Source organism: Chroococcidiopsis sp. TS-821 (assembly GCF_002939305.1).
Taxonomy (GTDB): domain Bacteria; phylum Cyanobacteriota; class Cyanobacteriia; order Cyanobacteriales; family Chroococcidiopsidaceae; genus Chroogloeocystis.
Genome location: NZ_MVDI01000001.1, coordinates 288,089 through 304,596, shown reverse-complemented (window position 1 = coordinate 304,596; position 16,508 = coordinate 288,089). Strand labels below are relative to the sequence as shown.

Here is a 16,508-nt window from a genome sequence, read left to right as displayed (position 1 = left end):
TTTTTTTTGAAATGATAGAGATATATTATCACTACTTGCCATTTAGGTGAGGTCAATGAACGTCACACATAAAGAATTGGCGATCGCGCTTGGGGCGCTAGCTTTAACAGTAGGTTGCACAACACCAAACACCTCAACACAAACGCAACAATCGCCACAGTTAGCCGCAGCAACAAACACCGCAGATACAGTAGTTAGAGTTGATGGATCGAGTACGGTTTATCCAATTACACAAGCTGTAGCCAAAGAATTTCAATCGACTCAAGGTAATCAAGCCCAGATCTCAGTTAATTTTTCTGGAACAAGCGGTGGATTTGAAAAGTTCTGCGCGGGAGAAATTGATGTGACTGGCGCTTCGCGTCCCATCTTAACCGCAGAGATGGAAGCTTGTAATAAGAATAATGTGAGATACATTGAACTTCCGGTTGCCTTTGATGCATTAACAATCGCCGTTCATCCACAAAACGATTGGGCGCAAGAGATTACTGTTGCTGAGTTAAAAAGAACGTGGGAACCAGCGGCAGAAGGTAAAATTACTCGCTGGAACCAAGTACGATCTTCATGGCCCGATCGCCCGTTAAAGCTATATGGTGCAGATAGAAAGTCGGGTACGTTTGATTACTTCACTGAGGCGGTGGTTGGTGAAACAAGAGCTAGTCGTAACGACTATATAGCAAGTGAAGACGATAATGTATTAGTTGAAGGAATCAGCAAAGATCCTAACGCACTAGGTTACTTCGGTTTTTCGTATTTAGAAGAAAATCAAGATAAATTAAAAGCCTTAGCAGTAGATAACGGCAAAGGACCAGTGCTACCCTCGCGTCAAACCGTAGAAAACAACGAATATCAACCGCTGTCACGTCCTTTATTTATTTACGTTAATGCACAATATGCACAGAAGAAACCCGCAGTCAAAGATTTTGTGAATTTCTATAACAAACAAGCACCAACACTAGTAAGTTCAGTAGGTTATGTTCCCTTACCTGAAGAAGCATACGATTTAAACGAAAGACATTTCTATACCGGAAAAGTTGGAACAGTATTTGAAGGGGAAGCAGAACTGAATATCACAATTAGCGAATTATTGCGTAGACAAGCGAAATTTTAGTTATTTCAGGAATAGGTAATTGGTAATGGGTAATTGGTCATAAACATTGCTTTAAATATCTATGTTGTTAGCTTTTAAAGTTTATCTTTTTACCTATTTACTTAGTTCAAGCAATTATTAGTCATTTTCTTTCAATATAAACCTGATGAGTACAAAGAATCCTCAAGTAAATCGAACTGCTGTTAAAGCTGGTAGTAATCTCAGTTTTTTTGAAAAATACCTTACTGTTTGGGTATTCTTGTGTATCTTTGCAGGAATTTTACTCGGTAGATTATTTCCTGGGGTTGCAGTTGCATTAGATGCGATGAGTATCTATCAAGTATCAATTCCGATCGCGATATGTCTCTTTTTTATGATGTATCCGATCATGGTAAAAATTGACTTTACCCAAGCAAAAAATGCAATTCGTGCCCCAAAACCCGTCATTCTGACTTTAGTAGTGAATTGGTTAATTAAACCGTTCACGATGGTAGCATTTGCTCAGTTTTTCTTAGGGTGGTTATTTCGTAACTTTCTCACAGGTACAGAACTGATTCGCGGTGCTGAAGTTAGCCTAGCAAATTCTTACATCGCTGGTACGATTCTATTAGGTATTGCTCCTTGTACAGCAATGGTATTGATGTGGGGATACTTGTCTTATAGCAATCAAGGACATACCTTGGTCATGGTAGCGGTAAACTCTCTAGCAATGCTGTTTTTATACGCACCGCTAGGGCGATGGTTGCTTGCTGCAAATGATTTAACTGTACCTTGGCAAACTATTGTCTTATCGGTACTAATTTATGTTGGTTTACCTTTAGTTGCTGGAATGTACAGCCGCCACTGGATTTTCAAAAATAAAGGTAGAGAATGGTTTGAGCGTAAGTTTCTCAAATATTTAAATCCTGTTGCAATTACTGCATTACTCGTTACTTTGGTATTGCTATTTTCCTTCAAAGGCGACCTTATTGTTAACAATCCACTGCACATCTTACTGATTGCTGTACCGCTGTTTATTCAAACAAATTTCATTTTCTTGATTACATACGTTGCAGCGTTGAAAATGAATTTGTCATACGAAGATGCTGCACCAGCGGCGTTAATTGGTGCGAGTAATCATTTTGAAGTGGCGATCGCCACAGCGGTCACCCTTTTTGGTTTAAATTCAGGTGCAGCCCTTGCCACAGTAGTCGGTGTACTTATTGAAGTACCCGTAATGTTGATGTTAGTGGAATTTTGTAAGCGAACCGCCGCCTGGTTCCCCAGAGAACCTGAAAAAGCAACTTTAAGAGATCCGCGTTGTGTTAGTGCTTATAAGTAATTACGTAATTTTCTAGAGGTACTTAGAGAATAACAATTACCAATTACCGAGTACCGATTACCAATGAGCGACTATGCCGACATTTAACCACAAACCACGCATTTTATTTTTGTACGGTTCTTTACGCGATCGCTCTTACAGTCGTTTGTTAGCAGAAGAAGCTGCGAGAATTATCGAGGAATTTGGTGCAGAAGTGCGATTTTTCGATCCGCGCGAGTTACCAATTTACGCCAGCGTTCCCGAGACACATCCTAAAGTCCAAGAACTGCGAGAATTAAGTTTATGGTCAGAAGGACAAGTTTGGTCAAGTCCTGAAATGCACGGTAATATTACCGGCATCATGAAAAACCAAATTGACTGGATTCCTCTAAGTTTAGGCGCAGTTAGACCAACACAAGGTAGAACTTTGGCTGTGATGCAAGTCAGCGGCGGTTCGCAGTCATTTAATGCCGTCAACACACTGCGAATCTTAGGGCGATGGATGCGGATGTTTACGATTCCCAATCAATCCTCAGTTGCAAAAGCGTATCAAGAGTTCAACGACGACGGAACAATGAAAGATTCACCATATCGCGATCGCGTTGTTGATGTCATGGAAGAACTCTATAAATTCACCTTACTACTGCGCGACAAAGTTGATTATCTCACCGACAGATACAGCGAACGCAAAGAAAAAGCGGCAAAAGAAGTTATTCAAATTGCCAATAGCGCATTAGAAGTCAAGACGAATAACCAGCGATCTAGCCCCTAAATTCCTTAGAGATGAGGGACTTTGAACCAAACTCGGATTCTATCCTTTGTGACCTTTGCGGTTCGTTCAAAGAAAATCTAACAACTCAACTAGGATGACGATATGAAAAAAGTCATGTTTGTATGCAAGAAAAACTCGCGCCGTTCGCAAATGGCAGAAGGATTTGCCCGTACCCTCGGAGAAGGTAAAATTGCCGTCACAAGTTCCGGCTTAGAAGCAAGTGCTGTCGATCCGACAACTGTAGAAGTCATGTCAGAAGTTGGCATCGATATTAGCAATCAAACATCCAAACCTTTAAGCGATTTTAATCCTGAAGATTACGATGCCGTTATTTCCTTATGCGGCTGTGGTGTTAACTTACCCGAAGCATGGGTACTGCGGGAAGTCTTTCAAGATTGGCAACTCGACGATCCAGAAGGCGAATCAGTCGAGAAGTTTCGCGAAGTGCGCGAACAAGTCAAAGAAAGAGTCGAAAAACTGATTGCATCTCTCAGCAGCAAAACTACTGCACAGTAACTATCCTTAAATCCATGATACTTATTATCGGTGGTAGCGACGCAGGTATTAGTGCGGCGTTGCGGGCGCGGGAGTTGGATTCTACAGTTAATTTAACAGTTGTTGTCGCGGATAGTTTTCCGAACTACAGCATTTGTGGATTACCGTTTTTCCTGAGTGGTGAAGTTCCAGATTGGCGAAACTTAGCGCATCGCACAACCGAGGAAATTACACGCGAAGGCATTCAGCTGCTACTCGATTGTACAGCTCAGACGATCGATCCGCAGCAAAAAATTGTCACCGTTGTCGATCGCGAAATGCGATCGCGCAATTTAAACTACGATCGCCTAATTATTGCTACAGGTGCGGTATCAACTCGACCGCAAATTGCTGGACTCGATCTTCCTGGCGTTTTTTTGTTGCACTCGATGGCAGATAGCTTTGCCATTCATCAATATTTAACCACCGAACAACCACAATCCGTCGCGATTATTGGCGGTGGATACATTGGTTTAGAAATGGCTGATGCTTTGACGCACCGAGGTATCGCTGTTACGGTGATTGAACATTCAGAAACAGTGATGAAAACTGTTGACCCTAGTTTAGGTCAAATTATTCAGGAAGAACTACAGCGTCATAACATTACAGTTGTCAATGGTGTGGCAATTGAGACAATTGAAGCGAAAGGAACGCAGTTATTAGTCAAAGGCGAAAACTATCATACAACTGTTGATATGGTGTTAGTGGCTGTCGGCGTCAAACCTAACACTGAACTTGCCAAAACGGCTGGCGTGGCTTGCGGTATCAAAGATGCAATTCAAGTCACGCGAAAAATGGAAACAAGCGTTCCAGATATCTATGCAGCAGGCGACTGTGTTGAAACTTGGCATCGAATTTTAACTGAATCCACCTATCTACCGCTAGGAACCACCGCACACAAACAAGGGCGAATTGCTGGTGAAAATGCAGTAGGTGGAAATCAAGAATTTGCGGGAACGCTAGGTACGCAAGTAGTGAAGGTTTTTGATTTGGCGATCGCGCGGACTGGTTTACGCGATTCTGAAGCCCAAAATGCAGGAATAGACGCAGTTACCGTCGAGCTAGAAACATGGGATCGTAAAGTTTATTATCCTCACGCGCACAAACTCCGAATTCGCGTGACCGGCGATCGCCATACTGGGCGTTTACTAGGCGCGCAAATTGTTGGTCATTATCAAGGAGAAGTCGCCAAACGAATTGATATTTTTGCGACTGCTTTATTTCACGGTATGAAGGTGGATGAATTAAATCAACTCGATCTCAGCTACACGCCTCCGTTTAGTAGCCCTTGGGACCCCGTACAAATGAGCGCGCAAGCTTGGGTTAAGGCACAATAATCATTAAATAGGTCAAATTAAGCGTAAGTTACAGGCTGGTGAATGGTCATTGGTTATCGGGAAGAATATTAAGTAATAATTTCCCATTACCCGTTACCTATTACCAGAGATAATGAAGGAATCGACACTTGATACCTATCAATTCACATGGTTTGACTGGTTCTGCCTGTGGTATCCTCCAGGGTGGTTAATTCTCTTCAATCGCCACTGGCAACATTATCACGTCGATCCTGATGGTTGGAATTGGCTAGAGTACATTTTATTTCTCATCCCTTGCGGCTTTTATTTGGCGTTGTTGATTCGCTGGTTACGTTTGGGATGTCGTTTCCCTAAAAATCAAGGTTATACATTTAATCCCAAATATCAACAAGCATTCCGCGAAGAAATTCTGAATCCTATCGTTAAATATTACTTTCGTGCTGAGCTAAAACAAGTCGAAAATTTACCGCAAACAGCACCATTGCTAGTCGCCATGAATCATGCGGGAATGTGCTTTCCGTGGGATTTTCTCGTCCTTGGTTATCTTTTAGCAGAAAACCGCGATTGGACTGTACAACCCCTTGCGGGTGTAGCATTATTCGATCATCCTTGGATGGTATGGTGGCTACCGCCTGGATGGTCGCAAGTTTTAGGTGGCGTGAGGGCAGAACGCGATGATTTTGAGGCGGCATTAGCGCAAGAAACAATTTTATTATATGCTCCTGAGGGCTTACGCGGTCCAATGAAAGGATGGAAAAAAAGATATCAATTAGAAACGTTCGATTCGAGTTTTATTCAACTGAGCGATCGCTACAATGTTCCCATCCTTCCCGTAATTTGTATCGGTAACGAATATTTACATCCTTGGGCAATTCACTTCAAAGCTTTAGCCAAGAAACTTTATCTTCCTTTTTTACCGCTTTCCCCATTAATTCCCGTGTTTGCTCTTTTTCCTTCAATGGGAGTTTGGGCAATGCGATCGCGTTTATATTACTTCATTCAACCTGTGTATAAAACTGAGTTGAAAGTAAATGGTAATGCGAAAATGCGATCGCGTATTTATCAAGAAGCGCAATCTTTACGCGAAAAAATGCAAATTCTCATTCATCAACTCCGCAACTATCAAGCTTGAAAAATGGTATAGTAATAGATTACTTTAAAACATTATGCTTGTTGAGATAGGGGAACGCAGTAATAGGTAATGGAAGTGGTACTCAACATTCTTACCAATTACCAATGACCCATTTACCAACATTGATACTTAATTACTTTCCCCAAAACGATAACCCTTACCATAAACAGTATGAATCAGTGGCGTTTCTCCTGGGGCTTCTATTTTACGACGTAACAAACGAATTAAAGCAGCTAACACGTTACTACTCGGTGGTTCGCCATCACCCCATAAATATTGTTGAATTTGGGTATGCGTTAACAGTTGTCCCGCATTACGCATAAAATATTCGAGTAATTGACTTTCTTTTTCTGATAATTCAATCATGCGTTCTTGACGATACGCTAGCTGATTTTCACAATCAAGTTCTAGATCGGCAACTTGCAGTTTTTGAGATGTCGATGTCGTCACCTCAGTACTTGACCGCCGTAGTAAAGCGCGAACTCGTGCGAGTAACTCGCGTAATTCAAACGGTTTAACGAGATAATCATCCGCACCCGCGTCTAAACCTTGAACGCGATCGTCTACGGTATCTTTCGCTGTGAGAAACAGTACAGGCGTTGTTTGTCCCTTACGGCGTACTTCCTGACAGATTTCTAAGCCAGTTTTAAACGGTAGCATCCAGTCTAAAATCAATAAGTCGTAGCTTTGGTGGGAAGCTAGTTCACTACCCGTTGCACCATCATAAGCAGCATCAACGCTGTAACCTTCGCGGCTAAGAACGCGACTTAAAGGATCGGTAAGTTCAACTTCGTCGTCAACTAAAAGAATTCGCATAATGAGGGGTGAGAGGAAGAGTGATTAGTGGCTAGTGATGAGTAAATAGCATAATGAGGGATGAGGAGTGAGGGTATAGAATTTGTGTTAGTCTTAGCAACTCTATTTAACTTTTATGCTTACTGTTGCATTGCCGAAAGGCGCACTTTTGAAAGATAGCATTAGCTTATTGCAAGCTGTAGGATTAGATTTTAGTGCTTTTTTAGATTCTGGTAATCGGCAATTGCAAATTCAAGATCCGATGGGAAAAGCGCAAGCATTGCTTGTGAGAACGCATGATGTTCCGGTGTATGTAGAATACGGTCAAGCCCAATTGGGCATTGTAGGTTACGACGTACTCCGCGAGAAAAAACCCCAAGTTGCCCATTTGATTGATTTGGGATATGGTCGCTGTCGGATGTCAGTTGCCGTGAAAGCATCGAGTCCATATCGTTCAGCGGTAGAATTACCAACGAATAGTCGAGTCGCCTCTAAATTTGTGCATTGCGCGCGCGAATACTTTGATAGTATCGATTTACCTGTAGAAATTGTACCTTTATACGGTTCGGTAGAATTAGGACCAATCACCGGAATGTCCGAAGCGATCGTTGATTTAGTTTCGACTGGGCGAACTTTACGCGAAAACGGCTTAATCGAGATTGAAGTACTTTATGAAAGCACTGCGAGATTAATTGCGCATCCATTAAGTTATCGGTTAAATACAGATAATTTGAGTGAAGTCATAGAAAACATCCGCTGTAACACTTTAGCTACGGTTTAATTTCAGATAAATAATGTTCGACTGGTTGGCTTTATACATAAATCTTGAACCCAGTTAAAATACCTTCATCGCTCGAAAGTTTGACTCTATTATGGAGAAAACGATTGATTTTGACACTAACCCGCCAGTTGCTACTACCGAATATGACGATCGCGCGCGTAGGGCAATTCCTGGTTATGAAGCAATGCATACAATGGCGTTGTCGTTTTTAAAATTTCATTTACCTGAAACTGCGAATTTATTGATTGTCGGTGCGGGTACAGGAATGGAGTTGGTGAAGTTTAGTAATAACCCACAGTGGCAATTGCTGGGTGTCGATCCATCAACTAATATGTTGGCGATCGCCCAACAAAAAATCACTCAAAACGACTTATCAAATCGCATTAAACTGTTTCAAGGATACACTCACGAGTTACCAGAAACGCCGCTTTATGACGGCGCAACGTGTATTTTAGTCATGCATTTTCTACCTGACGATGGCAGCAAACTTGCGTTACTTCAAAGTATTGCCCAACGACTCAAATCATCCGCCCCATTGATATTAGTTGATATCTGTGGTGAAAAAGGTTCGCGCGAGTTTGAGAAAACAACTGCAATTATCAAACTCTTTTGGGAAGAAATGGGAATGCAACCAGAACAAATTAATGAGGGTATGAAAACGATTGATAAAGGCGTTTATCCTATTGCGGAATCACGCACAATTGAATTATTACAGCAAGCGGGGTTTGGCGATCTTGTCAAGTTTTACACGGGACTGTGGGGCGGTGGTTGGGTAGCAGCTAAAAACTAGATTATCTTAAGCACAAGTTGTTAGTCTGCAACCCTGCAAGTTTACTGGCGCGTAGCGCTACAAAAAATGCGATCGCATCTCAGCTAATAAGTTAATTTATAATCCTGTAGTTTTTTGATAGACACTTTGACGATAGGTGCTATTAAGCATATTTCTATCCAATGGTTCGCCATTAGTATTGGTAGCAACACAAGTGACTTCTGGTAAATCTTCACCGTTATTAAAGTAAATTAAATGACAGATAGCCCAAGGCTTTTGTTTAAAATTATCAAGCATCATAGATTCACCTTTCATCTCTACTTCCGTTTTAGCAATATCTTGCTTGTAAACTTTAGCTTTTATACCCCAATAAAAAAGATATTCATCTAAAGAAGTTTCTGTACCTTGATAAACAATGTGTTTATAGTAATTTGCTGCTGTCGTTGGGTAATGAACAATCGCTGAAGAAAGTTTCCAAGGATCGTCTTTATACCATACTGGAGAAGCTTTGGCGGCAAAACTAAATAAAATAGCGCTGGTAACTAATATGCAAATAACGAGTTTTTTCAACATTTTTCTGGGTAATAACCGAGTAAATATACACGAGTTGAAGAATCTACACTTAATATGCCCAGTTACTTGTCAAATATCTCTACTTAGCTGCGCGATCGCATACTGTTTGATAAGCGATTTTCCATCTCAAGCATGGTGACTGAAGTTACGCTAGCGCTAAACTCGATAAACGTGCCTTGTGCTTCACAGATTACTTTATTGGGTTTGAGCATGACTAGTTCAGCGCCACTTTCGCAGCCAGTGACAAATCGTCGCCGCGAAACAGACTGGCGATTATTCTTACGATTAGTGCCTTATGGAAAGCGTCACGGGCGATTGTTAATACTCTCTATGTTGCTACTTGTTCCCGTAGCGATCGCTGGCGCGGTGCAACCATTGATTATTGGACAAGCTATTTCGCTGATTCGTCAAGAACCGAATGTTTACGAGTTTCTCCAAAATCGTCCTTTATCTGAAGGACTGAGGATACTAGAAGGCTTATTACTACTAACAGTCGTCTTGCGATTAATATTTACAGGACTTCAAGGCTATCTTGTCCAAAAGGTCGGACAACAAATTACGGCAGATATTCGAAATGACTTATTTGAGCATGTTACATCACTAGCCGTGCGTTTTTTTGACCGTACGCCTGTTGGTAAGTTAATTACTCGCCTGACAAGCGATGTCGAAGCTTTAGGTGATGTCTTTACAACTGGCGCGATTGGAATTATCAGCGATGTCTTTTCAATGCTGGTAATTTTAATTACGATGTTCGCTTTACAGTGGCAACTTGCTTTGATGCTGACGTTGATGTTATTGCCCGTAACAGCGTTGATTATTTACTTTCAGCAACAGTACCGCAAAGCTAACTACAAAGCTAGAGAAGAACTTTCAGTATTAAATTCCACATTGCAAGAGAATATTACTGGTATCAATGTGGTGCAGTTATTTCGACGCGAGAAATTCAACGCGCAACTATTTCGGACAACCAATAAACAGTATATTCGTGAAGTTGATAAAACAATCTTTCACGACTCAGCGGTATCTGCAACATTAGAGTGGGTTGCTTTAGTTGCGATCGCGGGTGTTCTTTTAGTTGGTGGCTTTTTTGTCCTGCGCGAACAGTTGACTTTTGGTACATTATCTGCGTTTATTCTGTTCGCGCAACGTTTATTTGACCCTTTACGGCAATTTGCTGAAAAATTCACTGCAATTCAAGCAGGCTTCACCGCAGTAGAACGCGTCAGTGACATTTTAGATGAACCAATTGAAATTCGCGATCCTGAAGATAGAAGGCAGAGAGCAGGAGATAGAAGGCAGAGGGAAATAGGGAGAGTAGGAGAAATTCGCTTTGAAGGCGTCTGGTTTGCTTATAAAGATGATGATTACGTTATCAAAGATTTAAACTTCGTCATTCGTCCTGGTGAAAAAGTTGCTTTAGTAGGTCCTACGGGTGCAGGCAAAAGTTCTATTATTCGACTACTGTGTCGCTTGTACGAACCAAGTCGCGGGCGGATTTTGGTAGATGGTATCGATATTCGCGAACTACCACAAGCTGAATTAAGACGGCGCATGGCAGTGATTCTGCAAGAGGGTTTTTTATTCGCAGGAGATGTTAAAGGTAATATTACGTTAGGCGATTCGTACTCTTTTGAAGAAATTACAGCAGCCGCAGAGAAAACAAATATCGCTCAATTTATCGAACAGTTACCCCAAGGGTACGATACCCAACTTCGAGAACGCGGTACAAACCTTTCTAGCGGTCAAAAACAACTTCTGGCATTTGCTCGCGCTGCCATTCGCGATCCGCATATTCTTGTACTCGATGAAGCGACAGCTAATTTAGATGTTGGCACCGAAGCTTTAATTCAAGATGCCTTGGAGCAATTACTAGTAGATCGCACAGCAATTATTATTGCGCACCGCTTGTCAACTATCCGTAACGTAGACCGCATTTTTGTTCTCAAACGCGGTCAGCTTATTGAATCAGGTACACATGAAGAACTACTACAGCAAGGTGGTTTATATGCGAGTTTACACAATTTACAAATGCTTGGAACCGAGTAAGTTTGATGTTTGGTTAAGCTGATTGTTAAGGCAACAGAGGTGCAAGATTGCAGTAGTATGTCAAGAATGTTTGAGGGGTCATTGACCCCCCAAAATCACTAGAGTTTATTTGTCAGTTGCGATTACTCCTCAATTGAAAATTGAGCGATCGCTAAGTTCCAATAATGCCACCGTCATCTTTAGTAATCACTACCGTCGCGGAGCGAGGATAGATTTTTGGATCTTGGTTAGGCCAGCGCGAGTTGATTTTACCTGCTGCAAATTCCTCTTCAGAAGTGGTTGCTCCTGGGTGCTGGACGTTGATAAACATCGTGCGCTGGTCAGGCGTTGTCACCACACCTGTAATTTCTTGCCCGATGGGTCCTGTCAAGAAGCGGCGAATTTCACCAGTATCTGGATCAGCTGCTAACATTTGATTGTTACCAAACTGAGCAAACTCGCCCTGATTTTGAGAGCTTTCACCAATATCAGTCTGAATCCACAGGCGAGCGTCGGCATCAAACCACAGTCCATCTGGGTTCACGAAGATATTGTCTGCATTGAGGGGACGACCAGATAGCTTGCGGCTATCATCTTCTGGTCCAGCCAGCACAAATATATCCCACTTGAACGAGGTGGCAGTTGGGTTATTACCTGCTTCACTCCAGCGAATAATGTGTCCCCAATCGTTCTCAGGGCGGGGATTAGCAGCATCTACTTGGTCTGGTTTGCGATTAGAGTTGTTGGTCAGTGTAAAGTAAACATTCCGATTGCGAGGATCGATTGCTCCCCACTCAGGACGATCCATCTTGGTTGCACCGACAAAATCAGCAGCTGTGCGCGTATTCACCAAAATATCTGCCTGATCTTGGAAGCCGTTTTCAGGAGTGAGTCCGTTTTCGCCAAACTTTAGTGCTAACCAGTTACCTGTACCATCTTCGTTGAAGCGAGCTACGTAGAGCGTTCCATCGTCCAACAAAGTTCCGTTTGCAGTTGCTCGACAATAAGGCTGGGCGGAAACGTATTTGTAAATATACTCAAATCGAGCATCGTCGCCGGAATAGCAGACAATCGGCTGACCTTCTACAGGTGGCTGAAACACAACTCCTTCATGCGCAAAGCGTCCGAGGTAAGTGTGCTTCACCGGCGTACTTTTTGGATTAAAAGGATCGATTTCTACTACCCAACCAAAGGTATTTGGTTCATTGCGATAGTCCTCAGTGGCACTAGCACCGCTTGCAGAAGCAGCAAAACGAATGTACTCATCTGCTTTGCTATCTGCCAATTCCCAACCGTAGCGTGAAGTGCCATCGGTAGAAACTCCGTAACGCTCGTGGTCGCGAGGTACGTCTTCATCGTTGTTGAGGAAATATCTCGCCCAGTTTTCTTCACAAGTAAGATACGTATTCCAAGGAGTGACGCCATGGGCGCAGTTGTTGATTGTGCCGCGAGTTCTTGTTCCATCTGGACTGTACTTCGTTTTAACTAAATCCGACCCGCGTACAGGTCCTCGAATTTCCATTGGAGTCAAAGCTGTAATTCGACGATTGCGCGGATCGCGTACTACTTTCCAACTACCATCGGACTGGCGAGAGATGCGCGTAATAGTGACTCCATGTCCATTCATTTCCTTGAGAACTTGATCTGTTTCACGAGTACCGTCCTCTTTCTTCGGAAAATCATCAGGACCCAATGCTTGCCCAATCGCTGCTGCATGAGTATAGCGCGGCTCGATATACTCGTGATTTACAACTAAGAGTCCATCAACCGAGCTACCTTCATAAGGTGATTTCCCTTCAATTGGAAAGAAGTGCATGCCGTCGTGGTGCTGACCGACTTGCATTCCCTGCTCTGCTCCCGTATTTTTCAAGCTATAACTGGGAAAACTGCCGCTGATAGGTTCTCCCCAAGGTATGAGAACGCGAGCAGTGTAGCCTTCTGGAACGACAATGGTATCGGCTTCGCTAACAGGAACTGCTTTGAACCCCAACTTATTAGTGGTACTGCCACTTGCCGGACGAGCTTTTAATCCATCTAGAATTGGTCCTGCAAAGAGCGAGGTGACTGCTGCTGCTAGCGTACCTCTTAAAACTTGACGACGTTGTAAGCGAGAGTTCAGGATCGATGAAAAATAGGGATTGTTGGAGCGATTACAGATCGGTTCGCCATCGCTATCAAACTGCTGAGCGTGATGTGTATCTTTATACACTCCTTCTCTGGTAATGCGAGAATACTTCCGCCACATGCTGCGTTTACTACTCACGTTAAGTTCTCCTCTTGTCCTTGCTTCTTGCTTACTCTATTGCCGAGCAATGCGAGTGTGTGTGAGGTTATAGCCAGCGGAACTTACGCAAATGATGACAAAATCAACCAAGTTGAAGCAGCCTTCGCGTCAGGTGAAACGTGAAGGATACTAAAAACAGGATTTTTAGAGATTTTTTACGTAAGTCCGAAGGTATTAAAAACTCACGTTATTACAGCTAACTACAATACTCTTACAAGATTAAGATATAGTTAATATTAGCTAGTTTTATGTGAATATTGCTTAATTTCAGCATGCCAAAAACAACGGAGGATTCTTGTGCTGTCAGCACTTGGTTATCCCCTACATCAACAAAAAAAATAATTGTTAAATCAAGAAATAGTGTATAAGTGAACGTGCATGCAGATGTTGCTCGACCTTTGTAAACTTAATGTGTAAACATAAGCAAAATCAATGATTTTAAATTAATTTGAAGATTTTTTACCATTTCAATTAATTAAGAATCATAAACAACTTCTGCTCTGTACCCTTGCTGCCAGTTTTAGCAACTATAAAGTAAAGTTGTTGTCGGCTCATACTCAACAATTTTACTATGCTAAACATTCTTTTGATAGAAGCATAGAGATTTGGATTTAATTGAACAAAATTTTTATTGTCTATCGTCTATTTGGAAACGCTATTGAAAACTGATAGCATTTCACTAAATGAGAACTACAATTAATTTCTCCTGAAGCTCTCTGCTTTTGAAGCGGTCTATTTGTAGTAACTTCAAAGTTAAACAGTATGAGAGTGCTAGCTTTTTGAGGCAACTAATTAGCAGAAGCATTTTGCAGCCGCAATAACTCATTTTTGACACGCCGTTCGAGTTGCGCGTCGCTTTGCAAGTTGACTGTAATTGCATTGAAGCGATTAATCGTTAATCCATTGCTTTCGACGATTTGCCGCGATCGCTTGCAAAATTCAACGGCAATATTACGCGCCTCTGTAGGTAGCGAACTAAAGCTTCGCGGTTGGTTGCAAACAATCGGTGGAATATTGTCTGAAGAAATAATTCTTTTTATTTCGTTAAAGGCGGTTTGACGCACAGGTTCCATAACAAGCACTGAACGTGCATAATTGGTCACCTCTGCATTGCTGACAGCTTGTGCATAAGCTACAGAAGAAAATTCTACTTGCCGCGACTCAGCTAAATTAGGTATCAATCCAGATATGACACCTATACCACTTAAGGTAGCGATAACGAGCGATCGCGATAGCATTCGGCGTAAGCGATGACCAGAAACAGTATGCCGATAAGATATCATACAACGAGCAACGAGAACAGTAGTTAGGGTAACAATTGTTTTGAAGTAATTTCTTCCTCAGAAGTTCCACAAATCAAATTTTTCTCAAGTTTTTACTTATACGACCGCAACAATCTGCAAACTTAAGTTTTCTGCTTTCTCAGTATTTCCCCCGAACTTTACTGAAGTTCTTGTAAGATGCCAAAACTAGAAGAAATTCCTAATTTTCAAACTACACGCAACCATTTACTAACAGATTTAGCGAAAAAGTTGGCACAGTTCTACAATCTTCGTTTGTAGGATAGAGTTTTCTTCGAATCCTTGTTTGAGGTTGACTTCGAGTTCGAGTAAGACTGGCAATGTAGAAACGAGCTGAGTCACGCAAACGCCTTTAACTTCCTGTTGGAGAAAGTAAACGCGCTTAGGATTTGCAATTTCAGCCGCTTGTGCAATCGTTGTAGGATCTTGCTTTGCCTCACTCATCAGCTTCACCCACAACCACGTGCGAAATTGCCCAATTAATGTGGCAACAATGCGCAAAGCGGGTTCATTTTGCGCAATCAGTTGTGTCATTAATTCTAACGCTTTTGGCGAATCGCCATCTTTAATCGCAGCCGCTAGGTGCAAACTGTTGTGAGTATTATTACTAACTAAGGTGGCTACTGTGGTTTTATCTATGGGTTTTGAGTCAAAACCGGCAAAGGTGCGTAATTTCTCTAATTCGTTATACATCTGGCGTGTATTATTGCCGACAGCTTCAGCCAACATCTGCACGCTTTCTGATGTCAGTTTGACGTTCAATTCTTGCGCCGCTTGTTGTACTTTATCGATTAGTTGCTCGGTTTTCCAGGGTGGAATTAAAGAAAATTCTTGAATTTGGGCAAATTTTTGGAGTAGCTGGGTAGATTTGAGCCGTTTATCCGGTTTGTTGCGACAGGTGAGTAGTAAAACCGAGTTTTCAGGGATAGCAGGTAATGTGCGTTGTAACTCGGCTAATAAATCGGCAGAACACTGCTGCAATATCGTTGTATCGACAAGCCATGTCAAGCGACTACCAGCGCCAAAAGGAGGTGTAATTGCTTGCGTGAGTCCTTGGATAACTGCCTCAGGTTGAGTTGCTGGAATTACAGTATAGTTAAAACTGAGCCATTGGGCATCAACAATGCGATCGCGTAAGCGAAAAATCGCTGTTTGCATCTCAAAATCATCTTCACCCCAGTAAACATAAATTGGCATAAAAATCACTCGTGAAGCGCGAACAAAGCGAAAGTACGATCCAAATTCATCCCATCATGGAGCAAAGTTTTGCCGTCATTGACCGCGAAATCGGCGCGCATAATTTGAGTGACGCGGAATATGCGATCGTCCGACGCGTAATTCACACTACTGCTGACTTTGAGTTTAAACATCTTGTTTCCTTTAGTCCAGACGCCATCAATGCGGGAATTACGGCGCTGCGGCGTGGCGTTCCAATTGTGACCGATGTCAGCATGGTGAAACAGGGTGTTGTGGGATTAGTAACCAAAACTTTTCATAACCCACTGCTCAGCGCTGTAGAACAAGTCAGCACTGCTTTACCAGGAAAAACGCGCACCGAAACAGGTATACTTCAATGTTACGAAAAATATCCGCACGCTATTTATGTAATTGGTAATGCGCCAACCGCTTTACTGGCGTTGTGCGATCGCATCACTACAACTTCTATTTTACCCGCATTGGTAATCGGTGCTCCGGTAGGCTTTATTTCGGTTTTGGAGTCGAAAGCCGCATTAGCTCAAACATCTGTTGCTCAAATTCGCGTTGAAAGCCGTAAGGGCGGATCGGCTGTTGCTGCGGCAATTCTTAATGCTCTGATTATGCTAGCACTACAAAAGTAGA

At 42.3% G+C, this 16,508-nt stretch carries 16 protein-coding genes; 10 read left to right on the top strand and 6 right to left on the bottom strand.

All coding sequences use genetic code 11. The features are described 5' to 3' along the window. Positions 1-55 precede the first annotated feature (55 nt). The 6 genes from B1A85_RS01440 (at position 56) to B1A85_RS01415 (ending at position 6,141) form a co-directional block, all read left to right on the top strand. Complete coding sequence (locus tag B1A85_RS01440) at positions 56-1,108, top strand: PstS family phosphate ABC transporter substrate-binding protein (RefSeq protein WP_104545156.1); 1,053 nt, start codon at positions 56-58, stop codon at positions 1,106-1,108. 145 nt (positions 1,109-1,253) lie between these two features. Next, positions 1,254-2,408, top strand: coding sequence for an ACR3 family arsenite efflux transporter (arsB, locus tag B1A85_RS01435; RefSeq protein ID WP_104545155.1), 1,155 nt, complete (start codon positions 1,254-1,256; stop codon positions 2,406-2,408). Between the two features lie 73 nt (positions 2,409-2,481). Next, on the top strand, positions 2,482-3,159 hold the full coding sequence (gene arsH / locus B1A85_RS01430) for an arsenical resistance protein ArsH (RefSeq protein WP_104545154.1): 678 nt from the start codon (positions 2,482-2,484) through the stop codon (positions 3,157-3,159). Between the two features lie 102 nt (positions 3,160-3,261). Continuing rightward, positions 3,262-3,675, top strand: coding sequence for an arsenate reductase, glutathione/glutaredoxin type (gene arsC / locus B1A85_RS01425; RefSeq protein ID WP_210404121.1), 414 nt, complete (start codon positions 3,262-3,264; stop codon positions 3,673-3,675). A gap of 14 nt (positions 3,676-3,689) precedes the next feature. Next, the gene (locus B1A85_RS01420) at positions 3,690-5,030 is read left to right on the top strand and encodes an FAD-dependent oxidoreductase (RefSeq protein ID WP_104545153.1); all 1,341 of its coding nucleotides are present in this window, start codon (positions 3,690-3,692) and stop codon (positions 5,028-5,030) included. Positions 5,031-5,142: 112 nt separating this feature from the next. Beyond that, positions 5,143-6,141 (top strand): 1-acyl-sn-glycerol-3-phosphate acyltransferase, encoded by a 999-nt coding sequence (locus tag B1A85_RS01415; RefSeq protein WP_104545152.1) that lies wholly within the window; start codon positions 5,143-5,145, stop codon positions 6,139-6,141. 129 nt (positions 6,142-6,270) lie between these two features. On the opposite strand, the gene rppA is transcribed toward B1A85_RS01415, so the two are convergent. After that, positions 6,271-6,957, bottom strand: a complete 687-nt coding sequence (gene rppA, locus B1A85_RS01410; protein WP_104545151.1) for a two-component system response regulator RppA — start codon at positions 6,955-6,957, stop codon at positions 6,271-6,273. A 115-nt stretch (positions 6,958-7,072) separates the two neighbouring features. On the opposite strand from rppA, the gene hisG reads away from it, so the two are divergent. Together hisG and B1A85_RS01400 are read left to right on the top strand one after the other, a co-directional pair. Beyond that, positions 7,073-7,717 (top strand): ATP phosphoribosyltransferase, encoded by a 645-nt coding sequence (hisG, locus tag B1A85_RS01405; RefSeq protein WP_104545150.1) that lies wholly within the window; start codon positions 7,073-7,075, stop codon positions 7,715-7,717. A 91-nt stretch (positions 7,718-7,808) separates the two neighbouring features. Further along, entirely contained in the window at positions 7,809-8,507 is a 699-nt protein-coding gene (locus tag B1A85_RS01400; RefSeq protein WP_210404120.1) for a class I SAM-dependent methyltransferase, read from the top strand. A gap of 96 nt (positions 8,508-8,603) precedes the next feature. Here the strand turns inward: B1A85_RS01400 and B1A85_RS01395 are convergent, their stop codons facing one another. After that, a complete protein-coding gene (locus tag B1A85_RS01395) occupies positions 8,604-9,059 on the bottom strand; it encodes a hypothetical protein (RefSeq protein ID WP_104545148.1) in 456 nt (151 codons plus the stop codon). A gap of 83 nt (positions 9,060-9,142) precedes the next feature. Next, positions 9,143-9,271, bottom strand: coding sequence for a hypothetical protein (locus B1A85_RS25480; RefSeq protein ID WP_256387425.1), 129 nt, complete (start codon positions 9,269-9,271; stop codon positions 9,143-9,145). Between B1A85_RS25480 and B1A85_RS01390 the strand changes: the two genes are divergently transcribed. Beyond that, positions 9,270-11,105, top strand: coding sequence for an ABC transporter ATP-binding protein (locus B1A85_RS01390; protein ID WP_104545147.1), 1,836 nt, complete (start codon positions 9,270-9,272; stop codon positions 11,103-11,105). The genes B1A85_RS25480 and B1A85_RS01390 overlap by 2 nt on opposite strands. A gap of 151 nt (positions 11,106-11,256) precedes the next feature. Here B1A85_RS01390 and B1A85_RS01385 read toward each other — a convergent pair whose 3' ends face one another. The 3 genes from B1A85_RS01385 to holA all read right to left on the bottom strand — a co-directional run bounded on the left by B1A85_RS01385 (position 11,257) and on the right by holA (position 15,866). After that, positions 11,257-13,347, bottom strand: coding sequence for a PhoX family phosphatase (locus B1A85_RS01385; RefSeq protein ID WP_104545146.1), 2,091 nt, complete (start codon positions 13,345-13,347; stop codon positions 11,257-11,259). Between the two features lie 809 nt (positions 13,348-14,156). Further along, positions 14,157-14,651, bottom strand: a complete 495-nt coding sequence (locus tag B1A85_RS01380; RefSeq protein WP_104545145.1) for a DUF4168 domain-containing protein — start codon at positions 14,649-14,651, stop codon at positions 14,157-14,159. Between the two features lie 237 nt (positions 14,652-14,888). Beyond that, positions 14,889-15,866 (bottom strand): DNA polymerase III subunit delta, encoded by a 978-nt coding sequence (holA, locus tag B1A85_RS01375; protein WP_104546268.1) that lies wholly within the window; start codon positions 15,864-15,866, stop codon positions 14,889-14,891. Between the two features lie 11 nt (positions 15,867-15,877). Between holA and B1A85_RS01370 the strand changes: the two genes are divergently transcribed. Next, a complete protein-coding gene (locus B1A85_RS01370) occupies positions 15,878-16,507 on the top strand; it encodes a cobalt-precorrin-8X methylmutase (RefSeq protein WP_104545144.1) in 630 nt (209 codons plus the stop codon). Position 16,508: the final 1 nt, after the last annotated feature.

What these genes read in the sequence shown, in the direction of transcription:
- arsH (WP_104545154.1), top strand. Translation starts at nt 2,482, where the DNA reads ATGCCGACATTTAACCACAAACCACGCATTTTATTTTTGTACGGTTCT.
- B1A85_RS25480 (WP_256387425.1), bottom strand. Translation starts at nt 9,271, where the DNA reads ATGCTCAAACCCAATAAAGTAATCTGTGAAGCACAAGGCACGTTTATC.
- hisG (WP_104545150.1), top strand. Translation starts at nt 7,073, where the DNA reads ATGCTTACTGTTGCATTGCCGAAAGGCGCACTTTTGAAAGATAGCATT.
- B1A85_RS01395 (WP_104545148.1), bottom strand. Translation starts at nt 9,059, where the DNA reads ATGTTGAAAAAACTCGTTATTTGCATATTAGTTACCAGCGCTATTTTA.
- B1A85_RS01400 (WP_210404120.1), top strand. Translation starts at nt 7,809, where the DNA reads ATGGAGAAAACGATTGATTTTGACACTAACCCGCCAGTTGCTACTACC.
- B1A85_RS01415 (WP_104545152.1), top strand. Translation starts at nt 5,143, where the DNA reads ATGAAGGAATCGACACTTGATACCTATCAATTCACATGGTTTGACTGG.
- B1A85_RS01420 (WP_104545153.1), top strand. Translation starts at nt 3,690, where the DNA reads ATGATACTTATTATCGGTGGTAGCGACGCAGGTATTAGTGCGGCGTTG.
- arsB (WP_104545155.1), top strand. Translation starts at nt 1,254, where the DNA reads ATGAGTACAAAGAATCCTCAAGTAAATCGAACTGCTGTTAAAGCTGGT.
- B1A85_RS01380 (WP_104545145.1), bottom strand. Translation starts at nt 14,651, where the DNA reads ATGATATCTTATCGGCATACTGTTTCTGGTCATCGCTTACGCCGAATG.
- holA (WP_104546268.1), bottom strand. Translation starts at nt 15,866, where the DNA reads ATGCCAATTTATGTTTACTGGGGTGAAGATGATTTTGAGATGCAAACA.
- arsC (WP_210404121.1), top strand. Translation starts at nt 3,262, where the DNA reads ATGAAAAAAGTCATGTTTGTATGCAAGAAAAACTCGCGCCGTTCGCAA.
- B1A85_RS01390 (WP_104545147.1), top strand. Translation starts at nt 9,270, where the DNA reads ATGACTAGTTCAGCGCCACTTTCGCAGCCAGTGACAAATCGTCGCCGC.
- B1A85_RS01440 (WP_104545156.1), top strand. Translation starts at nt 56, where the DNA reads ATGAACGTCACACATAAAGAATTGGCGATCGCGCTTGGGGCGCTAGCT.
- rppA (WP_104545151.1), bottom strand. Translation starts at nt 6,957, where the DNA reads ATGCGAATTCTTTTAGTTGACGACGAAGTTGAACTTACCGATCCTTTA.